General features: G+C 41.6%; 14 protein-coding genes and 1 pseudogene. 7 read left to right on the top strand and 8 right to left on the bottom strand.

Going from position 1 to position 17312, the window contains the following annotated elements; genetic code table 11:
* Nucleotide 1: 1 nt before the first annotated feature.
* Together thrB and thrA are read right to left on the bottom strand one after the other, a co-directional pair.
* Nucleotides 2-946, bottom strand: a complete 945-nt coding sequence (gene thrB, locus CFY87_RS10010) for a homoserine kinase (protein WP_094947310.1) — start codon at nt 944-946, stop codon at nt 2-4.
* A gap of 14 nt (nt 947-960) precedes the next feature.
* Nucleotides 961-3408: a bifunctional aspartate kinase/homoserine dehydrogenase I gene (gene thrA / locus CFY87_RS10005; RefSeq protein WP_094947307.1), complete on the bottom strand. Its 2448-nt coding sequence runs from the start codon at nt 3406-3408 to the stop codon at nt 961-963.
* Between the two features lie 354 nt (nt 3409-3762).
* Here thrA and CFY87_RS10000 point away from each other — a divergent pair, with 354 nt between their 5' ends.
* Nucleotides 3763-4467, top strand: coding sequence for a YggS family pyridoxal phosphate-dependent enzyme (locus tag CFY87_RS10000; RefSeq protein WP_094947304.1), 705 nt, complete (start codon nt 3763-3765; stop codon nt 4465-4467).
* An 89-nt stretch (nt 4468-4556) separates the two neighbouring features.
* On the opposite strand, the gene CFY87_RS09995 is transcribed toward CFY87_RS10000, so the two are convergent.
* Together CFY87_RS09995 and CFY87_RS09990 are read right to left on the bottom strand one after the other, a co-directional pair.
* Complete coding sequence (locus CFY87_RS09995) at nt 4557-5186, bottom strand: response regulator (RefSeq protein WP_094947301.1); 630 nt, start codon at nt 5184-5186, stop codon at nt 4557-4559.
* Nucleotides 5187-5201: 15 nt separating this feature from the next.
* On the bottom strand, nt 5202-7718 hold the full coding sequence (locus tag CFY87_RS09990; RefSeq protein ID WP_094947298.1) for a class I adenylate cyclase: 2517 nt from the start codon (nt 7716-7718) through the stop codon (nt 5202-5204).
* Between the two features lie 234 nt (nt 7719-7952).
* Here CFY87_RS09990 and hemC point away from each other — a divergent pair, with 234 nt between their 5' ends.
* The 6 genes and pseudogenes from hemC to CFY87_RS11830 all read left to right on the top strand — a co-directional run bounded on the left by hemC (nt 7953) and on the right by CFY87_RS11830 (nt 13432).
* Nucleotides 7953-8885, top strand: a complete 933-nt coding sequence (gene hemC / locus CFY87_RS09985) for a hydroxymethylbilane synthase (RefSeq protein ID WP_094947295.1) — start codon at nt 7953-7955, stop codon at nt 8883-8885.
* A gap of 11 nt (nt 8886-8896) precedes the next feature.
* Nucleotides 8897-9646, top strand: a complete 750-nt coding sequence (locus CFY87_RS09980) for a uroporphyrinogen-III synthase (RefSeq protein WP_094947292.1) — start codon at nt 8897-8899, stop codon at nt 9644-9646.
* A gap of 214 nt (nt 9647-9860) precedes the next feature.
* Nucleotides 9861-11198 (top strand): uroporphyrinogen-III C-methyltransferase, encoded by a 1338-nt coding sequence (locus CFY87_RS09975; protein ID WP_094947404.1) that lies wholly within the window; start codon nt 9861-9863, stop codon nt 11196-11198.
* Between the two features lie 12 nt (nt 11199-11210).
* Nucleotides 11211-12491, top strand: coding sequence for a heme biosynthesis protein HemY (locus tag CFY87_RS09970; protein WP_094947289.1), 1281 nt, complete (start codon nt 11211-11213; stop codon nt 12489-12491).
* 113 nt (nt 12492-12604) lie between these two features.
* Nucleotides 12605-12922 (top strand): annotated as a pseudogene (locus CFY87_RS09965) (transposase).
* 258 nt (nt 12923-13180) lie between these two features.
* Nucleotides 13181-13432, top strand: a complete 252-nt coding sequence (locus CFY87_RS11830; protein WP_094947286.1) for a hypothetical protein — start codon at nt 13181-13183, stop codon at nt 13430-13432.
* A gap of 34 nt (nt 13433-13466) precedes the next feature.
* Here the strand turns inward: CFY87_RS11830 and serA are convergent, their stop codons facing one another.
* The 4 genes from serA to rdgB form a co-directional block, all read right to left on the bottom strand.
* Complete coding sequence (gene serA / locus CFY87_RS09955) at nt 13467-14711, bottom strand: phosphoglycerate dehydrogenase (protein WP_094947283.1); 1245 nt, start codon at nt 14709-14711, stop codon at nt 13467-13469.
* A gap of 19 nt (nt 14712-14730) precedes the next feature.
* Complete coding sequence (gene rpiA, locus CFY87_RS09950) at nt 14731-15390, bottom strand: ribose-5-phosphate isomerase RpiA (protein ID WP_094947280.1); 660 nt, start codon at nt 15388-15390, stop codon at nt 14731-14733.
* A 76-nt stretch (nt 15391-15466) separates the two neighbouring features.
* A complete protein-coding gene (gene hemW / locus CFY87_RS09945; protein ID WP_094947277.1) occupies nt 15467-16627 on the bottom strand; it encodes a radical SAM family heme chaperone HemW in 1161 nt (386 codons plus the stop codon).
* Nucleotides 16628-16637: 10 nt separating this feature from the next.
* Nucleotides 16638-17234 carry an RdgB/HAM1 family non-canonical purine NTP pyrophosphatase gene (rdgB, locus tag CFY87_RS09940; RefSeq protein ID WP_094947274.1) on the bottom strand — a complete coding sequence of 199 codons (597 nt, stop codon included), beginning with the start codon at nt 17232-17234 and terminating at the stop codon, nt 16638-16640.
* Nucleotides 17235-17312 lie beyond the last annotated feature (78 nt).

Below are 17312 nucleotides of genomic sequence, written 5' to 3'. Positions count from 1 at the left end.
GTTAATCAAGTTCTCTTGCTCCTTGATTGTCCACTTGGCAAATATGCACAAATCCTTCATTGTTTTGCAAATAATGATTTTCCAAATACGTGGATAATTTCATGGCAATATTCAGATCCGGCGCAATTGCAAAAATCGTCGGACCGGAACCGGAAATCCCGCAAGCCAGCGCACCCAAATCACTTACTGCCTGCTTGACTTCGGCAAAATTCGGTAACAACACTTCTCGATAAGGCTCGGCGATCACATCTTTCATCATATAAGCGGCTAAAGCTTCCTGTTGTGTATGGCAAGCATGCACAAAACTCCCCAGATGACGACCATGTGCAATAACATCTTGGCGGGTATAATTTTTCGGTAAAATTGCTCGTGCCTGTGCTGTAGAAACTTCAATTCCCGGATACGCCAACACCCAATACCAATGATCAAAAAACGGAAGTGTTTGGCAAATATTGCCGAGAGATTGTACCATTAATTGCACCCCACCTAAATAACAAGGTGCTACATTATCATAATGAATTGAACCGGAAATACGCCCTTCCAATTCTCCCATCATCTCCAATAACTCCATTTTTGAGAAAGGTTCCTCATGGAATTTATTCAACGCAACCAACGCCGCCACAATAGAACAGGCACTCGATCCTAAACCGGATCCGATCGGCATATTTTTCTCCAGCGTTAAACGCAAGGCTTTAACCGCGACATTGCGCAACTTCAAACGCTCACTAAACAGCACATACGCCTGATAAACAATATTTTTTTGCGGTTCTTTTGGCAATTTACGCACAAAATAACCCGCATTTTCTAACTCAAAACCACCGGCAATTTCGTCAATTTGAACCACATCTCCGAGTAAAGAGCCGTTAATGGGGGAGATTGCCGCCCCCAAGGTATCAAATCCGACACTAATATTAGCACTTGATGCCGGCGCATAAATTCTAAGCATTCTCGCTCCCCTCATTAATGTTGTAACGTTCTCAATATGTCGGCAAAAATCCCCGCTGCCGTCACCGCATTACCGGCGCCATAACCACGCAATAATAATGGAATAGGATGATAATAGCGCGTATAAAATGCAAGTGCATTTTCCCCATTTTTCACTTTATATAACGGATCATCTGCATCCACTTCAAGAATGGATACTTTACAATGTCCATTTTCGATTTGCCCCACATAGCGTAACACTTTGCCGGCAGCTTTGGCGTTTGCAACACGCGTTGCAAATTCCGCATCTAATTGTGGTAAAAGTGCCATAAATTCATCCGCACTTTTCCCTTCAGCAAAACCCTGTGGCAATACGCTTTCAACTTCTACATCATCCAATTCGATTTGTAAACCGGTTTCGCGGGCAAGAATTAATAATTTACGCGCTACATCCTGTCCGGAAAGGTCATCACGCGGATCCGGTTCGGTAAACCCTTTCTCGCGAGCAAGTGCGGTCACTTCTGATAAAGATAATCCCTCCTCCAACTTGCCGAAAATAAAGGATAAGGAACCGGATAAAATTCCGTTAAAACGATTTACTTCATCTCCTGCCGCCAATAAATTTTGTAAATTCTCAATGACCGGCAACCCGGCGCCGACATTAGTATCATATAAGAATTTACGCTGATTTTTACGCGCATTGGCACGTACTTGATTGTAATATTCTATCTCGCGCGTGTTCGCTTTCTTATTCGGCGTCACTACGTGGAAACCTTCTTCCAACGCGCGTGCATATAACCCTGCAACACTTTCAGCAGTGGTACAGTCCACAAATACCGGATTAACCACATGGTGCAATTTAATAAAGGAAAGTAATACATCAAAATCTGACGGTTGGGTTGCATTTGCCAATTGCTCTTGCCAGTTGGTCAAATCCAAACCGCGCTCATCTAATAGCATTTTATTTGAATTAGCTAAGGCACAAACACGAATTTCAATATCCTTCTTTGCCAAATATTCTTTTTGATTTTTTACTTGCTCGATCAATTCACCGCCAACACCGCCAACACCCACTAAAAACATATCTACCACTTTTTTGTTATTAAATAACACCTGGTGCGTTGCCTTCACTGCTTCAATCGCTTTATTTTGCGCGACCACAGCGGAAATAGAACGTTCTGATGAGCCTTGGGCAATGGCAACAATACTGATGTTAGCTTGTGCTAAGGCTGAGAAGAAACGCGCTGCAATCCCTTTCGCTTGACGCATCCCATCACCAACCACAGAAATAATGGATAAATCGCGGATCACATCAATCGGCTCTAAGGCATTCGTTTTCAATTCTTGCTCAAATTCCGCTTCCAATGCCGATCTGGCTGTTTCAACGGCTTTGACGGAAACACAAAAACTTACGCTGTATTCTGAAGAAGATTGCGTAATTAAAATCACAGAAACGCCAGCTTGAGACATCGCTGAAAAAATACGGGAAGCCATTCCGACAACCCCTTGCAAGCCGGGACCACTGACATTAAACATCGCCAAATTATCCAAATTGGCAATCCCTTTTACTTGCAGTTTTTCCGATTTGACACTGGCATCAATGATCGTACCGAGTGCACTCGGATTACCGGTATTTTTGATCAAACAAGGAATATTCGTTTGCACTAACGGACCGATAGTACGCGGGTGAATCACTTTCGCACCGAAATAGGAAAGCTCCATGGCTTCACGGTAAGACAGGCTAGGCAACAGTACGGCATCCGGCACCAAACGCGGATCACAAGTATAAACACCATCCACATCCGTCCAAATTTCACACACGCCGGCGTTTAAACACGCCGCCAAACACGCCGCAGAATAATCCGAACCGTTACGCCCCAATAGTACTAATTCACCCTTTTCATTACCGGCGGTAAACCCCGCCATCAAAACAACATTTTTCTTCGGAATAGAAGGAGCATCAATACGCTTGGTTGATTCTTCAATATCTACCGAAGATTCCAAATAACCGCCATGAGCTAACAATTTTTCGACCGGATTAATTAAGGTCACCTCATATCCGCGGGCTTCAAACCAAGCTTTCATCATAGCGATAGATAATTTTTCGCCGCGAGAATCAATAGTTGCCTTAACCGCATCTTCCACCTTGCCATTTTGACGAATTTCCGCCAAAAGCCCTTGAATTTGAGTAAATTCAGCATCAATCAATGCTTTGGTACCGGCTAAATCAAAATTGCTATTTTCTTGATATAATCCATTAATAATATTATAGAAAATGTCTAAAACTTCGTTAAAATGACTGTCGGTAGGTTGGTTTAAACTCGCTTTTTCAGAAAGGGCAACGAGGTGGTTGGTGATTTTGGCGGGCGCGGATAAAACACCTGCCGCTTGTTCTTCCAAATGAGCCTGTTCAATCAATTGGGCGGCTTGTGAAAAGCGTTCCGAGTTGGCTAATGATGTCCCTCCAAATTTAAGTACGCGCATAATAATCTCCTAAGATGTTGTGAATTTTTAAAATTTATCATAAAAAAACCCGCACTTGATAAAATGCGGGTTCGGTGTATTCCTTTTTTAACGCACTAACCCGCTCCATTAAGCATAATAATGGTCATCGTAATAATGGTTGCGAAGGTGGTACGTTGTGCCATAATCCGTCTTACTAATACTTTACAAATAGAATATATGTTAGAAATACCGAAATTTTACATCATTGTCAAATAGAAAATAAAAAAATCGTTTTTTTTCATAAATTTTTCTCAATCCAGTCTATTTCAGGTAAAATTATTTTTCTTAATCCCAAATAATACCCCGATATCATAATCACAGGTAACGCCAGTCATGCAAATAAAAGAAAATTTAATCACTGTTTACCAGCAAATAAAACAAATTTGTGAACACATTCAAAAAGATCCGCAAACTGTCAAATTATTGGCGGTCAGCAAAACCAAACCCGTGGCAGATATTTTGCAAGCCTATCAAGCCGGTCAAACCGCCTTTGGCGAGAATTATGTGCAAGAAGGTGTCGAAAAAATTCATTATTTTGAGCAGCAGCAAATTGCCTTAGAATGGCATTTTATCGGTTCATTGCAATCCAATAAATCTCGTCTTGTGGCAGAAAATTTTGATTGGATGCAAACCTTAGATCGTGCCAAAATCGCTGATCGTCTCAACGAACAACGTCCGCATTATAAAAAGCCGCTAAATGTGTTAATTCAAATTAATATCAGCAATGAAAAAAGCAAATCGGGTATTGCGCCACAAGAGCTGTCAGCGTTAGCAAAACACGTGGAAAACTTACCGCACTTATGTTTGCGCGGACTGATGGCTATTCCGCAAGCTGGCAACGATCCGGCTGAACAAGAAAAGGCGTTCGCGCAAATGTTAACGCTGTTCCAACAATTACAACAGCAATTTCCACAATTGCCGATCGACACGCTGTCAATGGGCATGAGCAATGATATGGCAAGCGCCATAAAATGGGGGGCTACCATGGTAAGAATCGGTACTGCCATTTTCGGTGCTCGCCAATATGATGCACAATAATCAGTAAAAAACACCGCTCTTTTTTTCAGTTTCACCCGCTGTCCCTTTGACAGATAAAACAAAAAAAGTGCGGTCATTTTTTAATAGGGTTATACGCCTTGTTGCTGAAAATATAATACTGTTGCCGCCACGCGGGAATGCACATTTAACTTACGCAATAAATTGCGAATATGCACTTTGACTGTTTCTTCCGAGATAAATAATTGCACGGCAATTTGTTTATTGGATAAGCCGGTAGCAATTAAACGCAGCACATCCCTTTCGCGATCAGTTAATAACTTCATAGGCTCTTCTGCCGAACGTTTTTCCAACAGCAAATCCTTGATGGAATCGCTTAAAATCACCTCGCCTTGCGCAATGCGTTGCAATTGTGACAATAAGGTATCCGGCTCACTGTCTTTCAACAAATAGCCATCTGCACCGGCATCAACCAAAGTAAAAATATCATTTTTCGCATCGGAAACGGTTAAAATCACTATACGCGCATCCACCCCTTCCGTACGCAGCGCTTTTAACGTATCCAACCCGGATAAGCCTTTCATATTTAAATCTAAAATCACCAAATCCGGCGAAGTTTGTAATGCTAAATGAATGCCCTCCGTTCCACTACCGGCATCACCAACCACATCAAATGCGTTTTGTAATTCTAATAATTGTCTAATTCCTCTACGCATTAATGGATGATCATCTATAATGATCACTTTAATTTTATCTGACATATCCTCTCCAAATTATTATGACAATGCCAATCGGCTATAAAATGGTACGATTTTTACACCGTTCCCCTCCGGCAATAATTGATAAAATTGCGGATAATTAAAATTACGTTGTACAATTTTATACGGATTACCGCACCCCTCCAAGCCGGCAGATTGATAAATATGGTTTATTTCGCGGATTTTTTGTTCTTTTGAGCCTTCGCAATGGCGATAAATTTCAATATGGTTTGCTTCGTCTAAGATATAAACATTAAAGGATTTATTCGGATTATCCTCAAAGAAAAATTGCAAAAATCCTTCGCTTGCAAACGCATCAATTTCATAAGGATAATGTTTTTCATTGGCAAGCGCGATTGCCTCATGCTCTTCGATCGTGCCTTGCAAGGCAATATCAAATTCTTGCTTATCCCGTGGTTGAACACTATGCAATTCTTGCAAACTTAACCCGCGCTCTTCAAAAAAGAATTGCCAGTTTTTTCCTGCCACACGCAAGGTATTATTTTGCGGCACATCACTGGTACCGATTTGAATACTCAAGCATTTATTGATAAGTGCGGTCACAATATTACGCAATGTCATCCGATAATGTTGGCTATAACAAAAAACGTTCACCACACGCGGTGGCGTTGAGCCTCTCGAGACTTTATTGGATAATACTTTCAGTGCCAATAAAATCGCATTGGCACCTTCAAAATGCAAAGTACGAATTTCATTCCAAACATTACGATAAGTTAAATCAATACTACCGACCAAACTTTCTTCCGCCGGTCCAAAACTAAATAAATCGCTCGGCACAATATTAGATTTGGCTTGTAATAAATTTTTCGTCGGATCAACAGATAAATTCACCGTCACCACCAAATCGCGAATTTCACAAGAATGACTCAATTCTTCATTGCTCGCCGACGTCAACGAATTCGGGAACGACAAACGTAAATCAGTAACAAATTTACGCAACGTATCCAAGCTGACGTTTTTGCTGGAAATATAAAGTTGGGTTGCAGGCGTTAGCACACGATTAAAATATGCCCACGCTACCAATTTATTCAAACTCTCGGCGTATTCCACATTGCGCGGTGTGGCAAAACTTTCAATGGCGGGTACTTGATTAACCAAATACCAACCGTCTTTGAAAAAGCGATTATTTTTCACTTCAATAAAGGTCAACGATTGCTCACTCAAATTGGCGGAAATCGTCGAATTAAGCAAGGTAATTTTGCCCGGTAATTCTTCAAATGCCGTGTAAAGTTTGCGCGTTAGGATGGATAGATCTTGCGGCATAATACTGGAATTTACTTTATATTTGCGAGCAAAATACACCAAATGACGATAACTGAACATTAAAAATTGAATTAAATCATCATGATTTTCTTTAACCCGTTTAATTTTCCAACGGGAACGTTGGTTTAAATCCTCAATTAATTTTTCCGACCACCCCCATTCTTTTACCAATTTTTGCAAATAATCCAAACGCCAATTGGATTGAGTGGATTGCGGACGGTATTCGCCATAATCCGTTGCTTTAACATAAAAACACAAGCGCGCAAACGCCAAACGTTTAAATTCTTTTCCATTGATTAAATAGCGGGTCACGCGTTCAAGCATGGTTAAATAAGCATCAAAATGATAATCCCGCTCACCTTTTAATAAACGCTGTTTAAATTCTTGTGCAATTAAATGCGTGTGAGGATACTCGCTGGAATACATTTCCAGCAACAAGATTTTTAACGCTGATTTATAAGGCGCATCAATACCTTTATACAGTTGCCATAAGCTGGCACCAAAATATTCATTGGCTGAAAAGGCGCCCAAACCACCAAAATCCACCCAATCATTAGGATCAAGTTGTTTTTCGTCAATCAGACGCGCCACTTCCGTTTCATACAAATGCTCATCTTCTACCGCAAGATGTAACCACAGTAACGGTTTGCCCGCTAAGCGAATGGCGGTGCGATAAAATTCATCCAACAGCAGCATATATTGTGCCGAACCACAATTTTCTGCAGTTAACGGATCAGCATAACGGAAACTGCGAAAGCGTTTTTGATCAATTAAATAAAGATTAATATCAATCCCAAGCACCATTGCCCATTGTTGCAACACAGTTTGTTTTTGTTTGAGTAACTCGCGGGCTTCGCGACAAAGCCCTTCGCGCTGACAAACCCAAATATCCAGATCAGACATGGAGGTTTGGCTGACCGACGCAACGCTCCCCATCACATAAACGCCCCAAATGGCAGCAGAAGTGCGGTCACTTTTATCATTGATTTCACGCTGTAGCGGAACCAATTCGGCAGTGGATAATTTACTGGTCAGATAATTTTTTTGGTATGGGGATAAATTAAAGTCGGCGATCCCTTGCGGTGCCTTTTCAATATAGCCGGGCAACGCAGGATGATTGATATGCAATAACAAGGTAATCAATTGGAAAACTTGCTGAAATTCAGCACTGGATCCGGATAGAGTACGTTCAAAACGCAAATTATCCAGATACGCTACATCGAGCCTTGCTTTATTTAGGTCATAATTCAAACAATATCCTATGATTATTCAGCCAAAACCGACAATAAGATACAGCGGTTATCGAAAACTTATCATTATTCAGCGTCAGCAAGACGACCTCATAATGTAAATGCCTTTCACTCGGCTGCCTACTCTATCACTTGGTTCAAATTAAAGCAAAATGTTTAAATGAAAACTGACTTTTGCAAGCAACAATGATAGGATAAGACAGTCTATTTTTAAGCTAACAAAAAATATATCGCTATGACAAATAACACCCTCTTAAAAATCGCCACCCGTCGAAGCCCATTGGCACTTTGGCAAGCCAACCACATCAAAAACCGCCTTGCCGGCCTTTATCCGGCACTTGAAATCGTTTTAGTCCCAATGGTCACAAAAGGTGATGTCATTTTAGATACGCCCTTGGCAAAAATTGGTGGAAAAGGATTATTTGTCAAAGAGTTAGAAAATGCATTACTCAATGGTGAGGCCGATATTGCGGTGCACTCCATGAAAGATGTCCCCATGCAATTTCCACAAGGATTAACCCTAAGCGTGATTTGTCAACGAGAAGATCCACGCGATGCCTTTGTGTCAAATCACTTTGCCAATTTAGTATCCTTGCCACAAGGAGCAATTGTGGGTACCTCCAGTTTGCGTCGCCAATGCCAACTTAAAGCATGGCGCCCGGATTTAGATATTCGATCCTTACGCGGCAATGTAGGAACCCGCTTATCCAAATTGGATAATGGCGAATATGACGCGATTATCTTAGCTTCTGCCGGACTCATTCGCTTGGGATTAGCCGAACGTATCACAGATTTTGTTGAGGTCGAAACGTCATTGCCGGCGGCAGGACAAGGCGCTATCGGGATTGAATGTCGCGCGGATGATAAACAAGTGCAACAGTTACTCGCCCCCCTTGCCGATATTGACACCACTTATTGCGTTTTGGCAGAACGCGCGCTCAATAATCGCCTGCAAGGTGGCTGCCAAGTGCCTATCGGCTGTTATACCATTCGCCAAAATAACGAACTTTATTTGCGTGCCCTGATAGGTGCGCCGGATGGATCAAAAATTTTACGCGCCGAAGGAAAAAGTGCGGTGGAAAATGCGCAAGATTTGGGCATTCGTATTGCTGAGCAACTATTAGCACAAGGTGGCGATAAAATCTTACAATCCATTTATCAGGACTAGGTGAGAAACTTATGGCGGTATTGGTCACACGCCCCGATACACGGGGAAGACAATTAGTTGAGATGCTAAATAAAGCAGGTGTTGTCGCCATTCATCTGCCTTTATTTTCTATTGAGGCGGGAAGCGAATTAAATCAATTACCGAATAAACTGGTGCAACTAAAAGCGCAAGATTATGTCTTTGCGGTGTCAAAAAATGCCGTGGAGTACGCGGCACAAACCCTAAAACAGACAGGATTTCACTGGCGCGACGATTTGTATTATTTTACGGTCGGGCAACAAACCGCCGAATATTTTACCGCCAATACTGAAAAAATGGTTTATTATCCGTTCCAACAAGAAACCAGCGAAGGCTTACTTGAACTGCCCGCCATGCAAACATTACACGGAAAACGAATCTTAATTTTACGTGGTAATGGCGGACGAGAGTTTTTTGCCGAGCAAGCGCAGCAGCGTGGCGCGGAAGTGGATTATCTCGAATGTTATCGCCGCGTTCCGATTGTTTATCCAAATAATGAGGAACAAGCCGGCTTATGTCAGCGAGCCGGCGTGCAAACCGTTATTGCCACCAGTATAGAAATTTTACTGTCGCTTATGGATTTTGTACCGGAAAAAGAACATAATTGGCTAAAAAGCTGTCAACTGATTACCGTAAGTCGCAGAATTGCGACGTTTGCAAAAGATTTGGGATGGCAACATGTAACAATCTCACCGAAAGCGGATAATCAGGCTTTGTTACACACTTTATTGCAAAATGCCTAGCTGCATTTTATTTTTAACAAAAATCAAGGAATAAATTATGGCTGAGAAGAATACCAAACCAACGGAAAAAAAAGCGTTGCTGCCAAAAGAACTCACTCCAGCTGAAAACGAGCATAACCCAACGTCTTCCGCAGATGACAAAACAAACCACTGCGCTGCCGATAACGTTACCCAAGCTACAAATAGCAAAAAAAAGAAAGAGGAAAAACGCACAATGGATAATGCCGATAAATCCCCTCAAACTGACAACCGCGTTTCAACGGAAAAAACAGTTGAAAAAAGCGTGGAAAAAAATCCTGAAAACAATTCACCAAGTCGGCCTGTCGTCGTGAAAAAAAGCGGCTCCGGCTTGGCACTCTTAGCCATTCTTATTGCCTTAGGAGTTGGCGGTGCCGGTTATTATTTCGGTCAACAACAAATAGTACAAATGCAACAAAAAATGACCGCACTTGAACAACAAGTCAGTGAAAAAGCGCCAAATACGCCACTTGATTTACCGGATTTTAGCCAACAACGCGAACAACTTAGCCAATTGCTGACATTCCAAAAAAATGCGCAACAGGAAATCGCTCAATTAGCCCAAAGCGTCACGAGTAAAAACCAAGAAATTAACGGGTTAAAAACGCAAATCGAACAATTAGCGTCTGCGACTAAAGCGGAACAACCAAATGATTGGCTATTATCCGAAACAGATTTTTTATTAAATAACGCCTTAAGAAAATTAGTCTTAGATAACGATATTGATACCGCAGTTTCTTTACTTAAAATCGCGGATGAAACCTTAGCCAAGGTATCCGATCCAAAATCCGGAGCGGTACGTAGCGCAATCAATAAGGATTTAAAACAGCTTTTATCGTTAAATAACGTGGATCAAAATGCGGTAATGCAACGCTTGTCTCAACTTGCCAATACCATTGATGAACTCACGGTATTAAATGTCAATTTTGATGATCCGAACAATTACGATCAACTAAGTAATTCTATTGAGGATTGGAAACAAAATATTGAGAAAAGTGCAACTTCCTTCTTAAATCACTTTATCCGTATTACGCCACGTAACACTGAAACCAAAGCCTTACTAGCACCGAATCAAGATATTTACTTAAGAGAAAATATTCGTTTACGTTTGCAAATTGCTATTTTGGCGGTACCGCGTCAGCAAAACGAATTATATAAACAATCCTTGGAAACCGTGGCATCATGGATCAGAACCTATTTTGATACTACAACCAATGTCGCAGAGCAATTCCTCAAATCCTTGGATGAATTATTGGAACAATCCATTTATGTGGATACACCAAATCAATTAAGTAGCTTAAATACGTTAGATAAACTGCTTAACAAACAACCATCAGAAATACAAAAAATTGAGCTTTCCGTCGATAAGGACTTAAGCGAAGAAAATGCTCCGGATGCTGCAACAACTGATACGAATACATCAAGTGAATCAAATGCGGCACCACAAAGCAGTACGCAAAATGAGACTACGCCTTTAGAAACAGATACGCCAACAAACACGGAACAACCGGCTAATAACGAGCCTCAACAGTAGAGGAAATAGATTATGTTTAGAACGTTATTTTTAATGCTGGTGTTACTCGCCGGCTTAATCGCAGGACCTTATCTCTCCGGTAAACAAGGTTATGTATTAATTGAAACCGGCAGTTATAGCATTGAAATGTCAATTACTACCCTAGTGATCTTCTTTGTGATTGTGTTGGCAATGATTTACGGAATTGAGTGGATCATTACCCGTTTTTATCGATTAAGCAATAGCACTTACGGTTGGTTCTCCCGCCGCAAACGCCTCAAAGCACAAAAGCAAACCCTCGAAGGATTAATGCGCATGAACGAAGGCGACTATTCTAAAGCGGAAAAATTAATCGGCAAAAATGCCAAACATTCTGATGAACCGGTATTGAACTTTATTAAAGCCGCGGAAGCCGCGCAACAACGTGGGGATGAATTTAGCGCGAACCGCTATTTAATTGAAGCCACTGAACTTGCCGGTACAGACAGTTTGATTGTCGAAATTGCTCGAACTCGCATTTTGTTACAACAGAAAAAACTGCCGGCGGCACGCAGTTCAGTGGATAGCTTATTGGTGATGGCACATAAAAATAAAGAAGTGCTTAAACTGGCGGTGGATATCTATCTGCAATCCAAGGCTTATCAAGCATTAGATAAAATTTTAGATCAAGTAGAAAGCGTTGGCTTATACAACAACGAAAACTTCACCCAATTACAACGTCAAGTGGAAGACGGTTTACTTGATGAAAAAATGAATGAAGAAAGCGTGGATGGTTTACTTGAATGGTGGGAAAATCAACCGCGCAAGCGTCAAAACGATCTGTATGTCAAAACCGGTTTAATTACACGTTTAATCGATAGTAATGATCATGAAAGTGCTTACGAATTAACTCTTGAAGCACTGAAAAAACTAGATGATAGCAACCCATTGGCAAAAGCGTTATATACCCAAATTACCCGCTTACAACCGACAGATAACGGCAAACTGCTTAAATTAGTTGAAAAAAGGGCAAAACAGGCACAAGGCGATCAACGTTGCTTCATTCATCGTGCATTAGGATATTTATATGTGCGCAATAATGAATTCGGCAAAGCCGGCAATGTATTTAAAACCATTTTAGAAAATCACAAACAGCAATTGGAAACCAATGATGCCACCATGGCGGCTTATGTGTTTGAACAAAATGGCGATCATGCCTTAGCCAAACAAGTGCGCGAAGAAAATTTAAAATCGGTGATGTCCGTTCAAGCCTTACAAGTAACGAAAGACGAAAAAACGGAACAAAATTCGACCGCACTTTTAGAAAATAAATAAGTTAATTTCTTCTACCTGAAAAACCTACTTTTTTAAAGTAGGTTTCAGACCGCTGACAAACCTCTAGATATTTATCTGGAGGTTTGAGCTAATAAGCATATCAAGCAGAGGAAATGCTTATGCTCAAAAATACCCAATGCCCTCAATATGAGTTCAAGAGGATAAGTCTTGAACAGCTCGTACCTAAAGACCGCTTTGTCCGTAAAATCAATGAAGCGATTGAGTTTGAATTTATTCGTGATGAAGTCGCATACTTTTATTACCAAGATAATGGTCGCCTGCTGTCGACCCGGTTCGCCTATTTAAGATTATGTTACTAGGCTTTTGGACTTAAAAGCGAACGCCGGCTCGTCAAAGAACTTGAAGTTAATGTTGCTTACCGTTGGTTTGCGCGAATGTCTTTAACAGAAAAATTGATGCAAACACCTTAAGTCAAAATCGCCTCCGTCGTTTTAATGGAACAGATGTCTTCAAACGCCTCTTCACTCAAATTGTGCGGCAAGCGGTTGTAGAGGATTAAGCAAAGTTCAAATGCAATGCTTTTTGGCGAGTATTGCCCAAAATATCAAGAAGATAACCCTTGTTATCCGGGCTATTTTATATTGTTTTATGGCTTGGATAAGGGAATATATTGAGGTATATCGCCGAATACTCGGAATGAGCGTTCTAAAATTAGTAGGGCAAGAATATTGGTTTACAAGCCATCAAATACAAAACAACCCCACTATTTTTTATTGATTGTAAAAATAGTGGGGTTTGTCATTGGTCTGCAAAAGAGTTGGTTTTACCAACTCTTTTTGTTTATTTTTATTGGAGTACAAGTAAATAAAACGGCATTTCATAAAAATGAAGCGGGAAAATTTATTGCCTTTAATCTCGCTAAAGGCAACGGATTTTGGGAACGTGAAAAGAGGATTACGTTTTATACAAAAATAATATAAAAATATTACTGAACCTCTCGTTATTTACTACATATTAATACAGTACACGAGTACGAACAGTTCCGTCGATTTTTTTCAATTCCGCGAGAACTTCGGTGGTATCTTCTGATTCGACGTCAATTACCACGTAACCAATATTCGGATCGGTTTGCAAATATTGTGCGGCGATATTGATATGAGCCTTGACGAAAACTTGGTTGATTTGGTTCAGTACGCCCGGTTTGTTGCGGTGAATATGTAACAAACGTTTTGTTCCACTATGTTCCGGCAAGGACACTTCAGGGAAGTTAACCGCAGAAAGAGTAGAACCGTTGTCGGAATATTTGACAAATTTACCGGAGACTTCAGAACCGATATTTTCTTGCGCTTCCGCTGTAGATCCACCGATATGTGGTGTTAAAATCACATTGTCGAATTCACGTAGCGGAGATAGGAATTCTTCGTCAATGGATGCCGGCTCGGTTGGGAATACATCAATTGCGGCGCCACGAATTTTACCCGACTTTAATGCGCCGGCAAGAGCCTCAATATCCACCACGGTACCACGTGCCGCATTAATCAAAATGGAGCCTTCTTTCAGTTGTGCAATACGTTCAGCGCTCATTAAATTTTTGGTTGACGCATTTTCCGGCACATGCAATGAGATCACATCACAACCAGATAATAATTCTTCCAAGGAACGGACTTGTTGAGCATTACCTAATGGCAATTTATTTTCAATATCATAGAAATACACGTGCATTCCTAGGGATTCAGCGATAATGCTTAATTGCGATCCGATATGACCGTAACCAATGATCCCTAATTTTTTGCCACGAGCTTCATGGGATCCCGCGGCGGATTTATTCCATAAACCGCGGTGCACTTCCGCATTGGCTTTTGGTACATTGCGTATTAAGAGCAAAATCTCACCTAACACCAATTCAGCAACGGAACGGGTATTGGAAAATGGTGCGTTAAAGACAGGGATACCGCGTTCTTTTGCTGCTTTCAAATCCACTTGGTTAGTGCCGATACAAAAACAGCCAATCGCAATTAAACGTTCGGCGTGCGCCAATACCTCTGCGGTTAAATGGGTTCTGGAACGCAAACCGACAAAGTGCGCATCTTTAATCGCCGCTTTTAATTCGTCATCGTCTAAGGCTTTTTTATGATATTCAATATTGGTATAACCGGCGGCTTTTAAGGTATCCAATGCACTTTGATGCACCCCTTCAAGCAATAAAAATTTAATCTTATCTTTACCTAGTGATACTTTATTTTCTGTTATGTTTGACATAATTGCTCTCCGTTTATCATTATTCAATAATTTTGACACCTTGCGGTGTACCAACAATAACGGTATCGGCAGCACGTAAGGCGAAAATGCCATTGGTGACAACGCCGGCGACATTGTTTAATTCTTTTTCCATTTCAACCGGGTTCATCATTTTAAAATGATAAACATCTAAAATCACGTTACCATTATCCGTCACTACGCCTTCGCGGTATTCCGGCGAACCGCCAAGCGCCACCAATTTACGTGCTACTTGCGAACGTGCCATAGGGATCACTTCAACCGGCAGGGCGAAAGTAGAGCCTAGCACATCTACTTGCTTGCTACTATCCACAATGCAGATGAAATTTTTTGCCAAGGCAGCCACAATTTTTTCACGTGTTAACGCCGCTCCACCACCTTTGATCATCATCTTTTGCGGATTAATTTCATCCGCACCGTCCACATAAATATCTAAGCTGGAGACCTCATTGGCGCTAAATACCTCAATGCCTTGCTCGCGCAGTAAAGCTTCGGAATTTTTTGATGCCGCAACTGCGCCTTTAATTTGATTTTTCATGGTGCCTAAGGCTTCAATAAAACAGTTGACGGTCGAACCGCTCCCAACGCCTACAATGGTATCCGGTTTGACATAAGCTAAAGCTGCTTGCGCCGCTTGTTTTTTCATTGTTAATTGATCCATATTTTTCCTTTTTTTGTGACGTAATCGTTTGCGGATAGGCTTAATACTTTAAGCCTATTCCTGTTTGGATACAAGTCTATTCCGGCAAAAACTCCGCTAATAATTCATTTAAAAACAACTTGCCTCGCTCGCTAATTTGCCAAGTGTCATTCGTTTCGGTGATATAGCCTTTTGCCACCGCCCAACTGATTGGTTTTTTTACTGTTTTGACCGATAAGCCCGTCAGTTGCTCAAATTCCCATTTCGGCACCGCCTCCAACAGACGAAAACGGTTCATAAAAAACTCAAAAGGGCGGTCGAAATTTGCCACGTTTTTTTGTTCATATAAATAATCACCGTGCAAATAGCCTTTGGGGTGTTTAGTTTTAGAAAAACGGACAATTTCCCCATCATTTAACGTCAATTTCCCGTGAGCACCGCAACCGATCGCCAAATAATCACCAAAGCGCCAATAATTGAGATTATGACGACATTGATAATCGGGTTTGGCGTAGGCGGAAGTTTCATATTGCACATAACCGGCGTCAGTTAATAATTGGTGCCCTTGGGAAAAAATATCCCATAATTCGTCATCATCAGGTAAATGCGGCGGACGATAAGCAAACAAGGTATTCGGTTCAATCGTTAGCTGATACCAAGATAAATGCGGCGGATTTAAGGCAATGGCTTGACGCAAATCCGACAGCGCCTGCTCCAGCGTTTGATCCGGTAACCCGTGCATTAAATCCACATTAAAACTGCGCAAGCCGGAAATTTTCGCTAAATTGACCGCACTTTTAGCCTCTGCTGCCGAATGAATGCGCCCTAAACGCTGTAATTCAGTATCATCAAAACTTTGGACGCCCATAGAGATACGATTTATGCCGGCGTCGACATAACCGCGAAAACGTTCTGCTTCAACGGTACCCGGATTGGCCTCCAGCGTGATTTCAATCTCTTTGGTAAAGGGCAGCTGTTGCGCAATTCCTTGTAATAAGGCGGCAATATTTTCCGCAGAAAACAGACTTGGTGTACCGCCGCCGATAAAAATCGAATGCAAGGGACGCCATTCGGTTTGCTTTTGAAAACGCTTTAAATCCTGTTGTAAATCGGTTAATAAATGTTGCACATAATCTTGTTCAGGAATAACGCCTTTTTGCGCGTGTGAATTAAAATCGCAATAAGGGCATTTTTGTACACACCAAGGGATATGCACATACAAACTCAACGGCGGTAAAGAACGTGAATAAGAGGGCATAAAACACTCGTTATTTTAACCGCACTTTTAAGACACTCAAGGCTTTGGCGCGGTGGGATATTTTCTTTTTCTCCGCGGTAGCAAGCTCGGCAAATGTACAATGTGCATCGTCAGAGATAAACAGGCTGTCATAGCCAAATCCATTTTCGCCTTTTTCAGTAAAACCGATTTGCCCGAAACATTCGCCTTCGGCAATGATTGGTGATGGATCGGTCGGGTGCTGTAGCAACACAATGCAACTGACGAATTTCGCTTGACGTTGTTGTGGCGGAAGGTCAGCTAATTCCGCTAATAATTTTTGCCGGTTTTTAGCCTCTGCTTCATGCCCGTCCACTCCGGCGTAACGCGCGGAATATAAGCCCGGTGCGCCGCCTAAAGCCGGCACTACCAATCCGGTATCATCAGCAATTGCCGGCAAGCCGGAAATTGTGGCGGCATGGCGCGCTTTGATTAAGGCATTTTCCACAAAGGTTAACCCCGTTTCTTCCGGGCTTTCGATACCTAAGTCCGTTTGCGCCACCACGTCAAAACCAAACTCCGCTAAGACATCTGCCATTTCTTTGACTTTGCCTTGGTTGCCGGTCGCCAATACGATTTTCTGTTTCATTTTCAATCTCCTGTGTTAAAGTGCGGTTAATTATACTCGCAAAATACGAAAGATGTTATGTTTTGTCCGGCATAAAAT

This window comes from Actinobacillus seminis, from assembly GCF_002263215.1.
In the GTDB taxonomy this organism is placed as follows: Bacteria; Pseudomonadota; Gammaproteobacteria; order Enterobacterales; family Pasteurellaceae; genus Actinobacillus_B; species Actinobacillus_B seminis.
The sequence above is the reverse complement of the archived record's forward strand: the minus strand, read 5'-3'. Positions and strand labels throughout refer to the sequence as shown.

What these genes read in the sequence shown, in the direction of transcription:
- rdgB (WP_094947274.1), bottom strand. Translation starts at nt 17,234, where the DNA reads ATGAAACAGAAAATCGTATTGGCGACCGGCAACCAAGGCAAAGTCAAA.
- rpiA (WP_094947280.1), bottom strand. Translation starts at nt 15,390, where the DNA reads ATGGATCAATTAACAATGAAAAAACAAGCGGCGCAAGCAGCTTTAGCT.
- hemC (WP_094947295.1), top strand. Translation starts at nt 7,953, where the DNA reads ATGACAAATAACACCCTCTTAAAAATCGCCACCCGTCGAAGCCCATTG.
- CFY87_RS09995 (WP_094947301.1), bottom strand. Translation starts at nt 5,186, where the DNA reads ATGTCAGATAAAATTAAAGTGATCATTATAGATGATCATCCATTAATG.
- CFY87_RS09970 (WP_094947289.1), top strand. Translation starts at nt 11,211, where the DNA reads ATGTTTAGAACGTTATTTTTAATGCTGGTGTTACTCGCCGGCTTAATC.
- thrB (WP_094947310.1), bottom strand. Translation starts at nt 946, where the DNA reads ATGCTTAGAATTTATGCGCCGGCATCAAGTGCTAATATTAGTGTCGGA.
- hemW (WP_094947277.1), bottom strand. Translation starts at nt 16,627, where the DNA reads ATGCCCTCTTATTCACGTTCTTTACCGCCGTTGAGTTTGTATGTGCAT.
- thrA (WP_094947307.1), bottom strand. Translation starts at nt 3,408, where the DNA reads ATGCGCGTACTTAAATTTGGAGGGACATCATTAGCCAACTCGGAACGC.
- CFY87_RS09980 (WP_094947292.1), top strand. Translation starts at nt 8,897, where the DNA reads ATGGCGGTATTGGTCACACGCCCCGATACACGGGGAAGACAATTAGTT.
- CFY87_RS09975 (WP_094947404.1), top strand. Translation starts at nt 9,861, where the DNA reads ATGGATAATGCCGATAAATCCCCTCAAACTGACAACCGCGTTTCAACG.
- CFY87_RS10000 (WP_094947304.1), top strand. Translation starts at nt 3,763, where the DNA reads ATGCAAATAAAAGAAAATTTAATCACTGTTTACCAGCAAATAAAACAA.
- serA (WP_094947283.1), bottom strand. Translation starts at nt 14,711, where the DNA reads ATGTCAAACATAACAGAAAATAAAGTATCACTAGGTAAAGATAAGATT.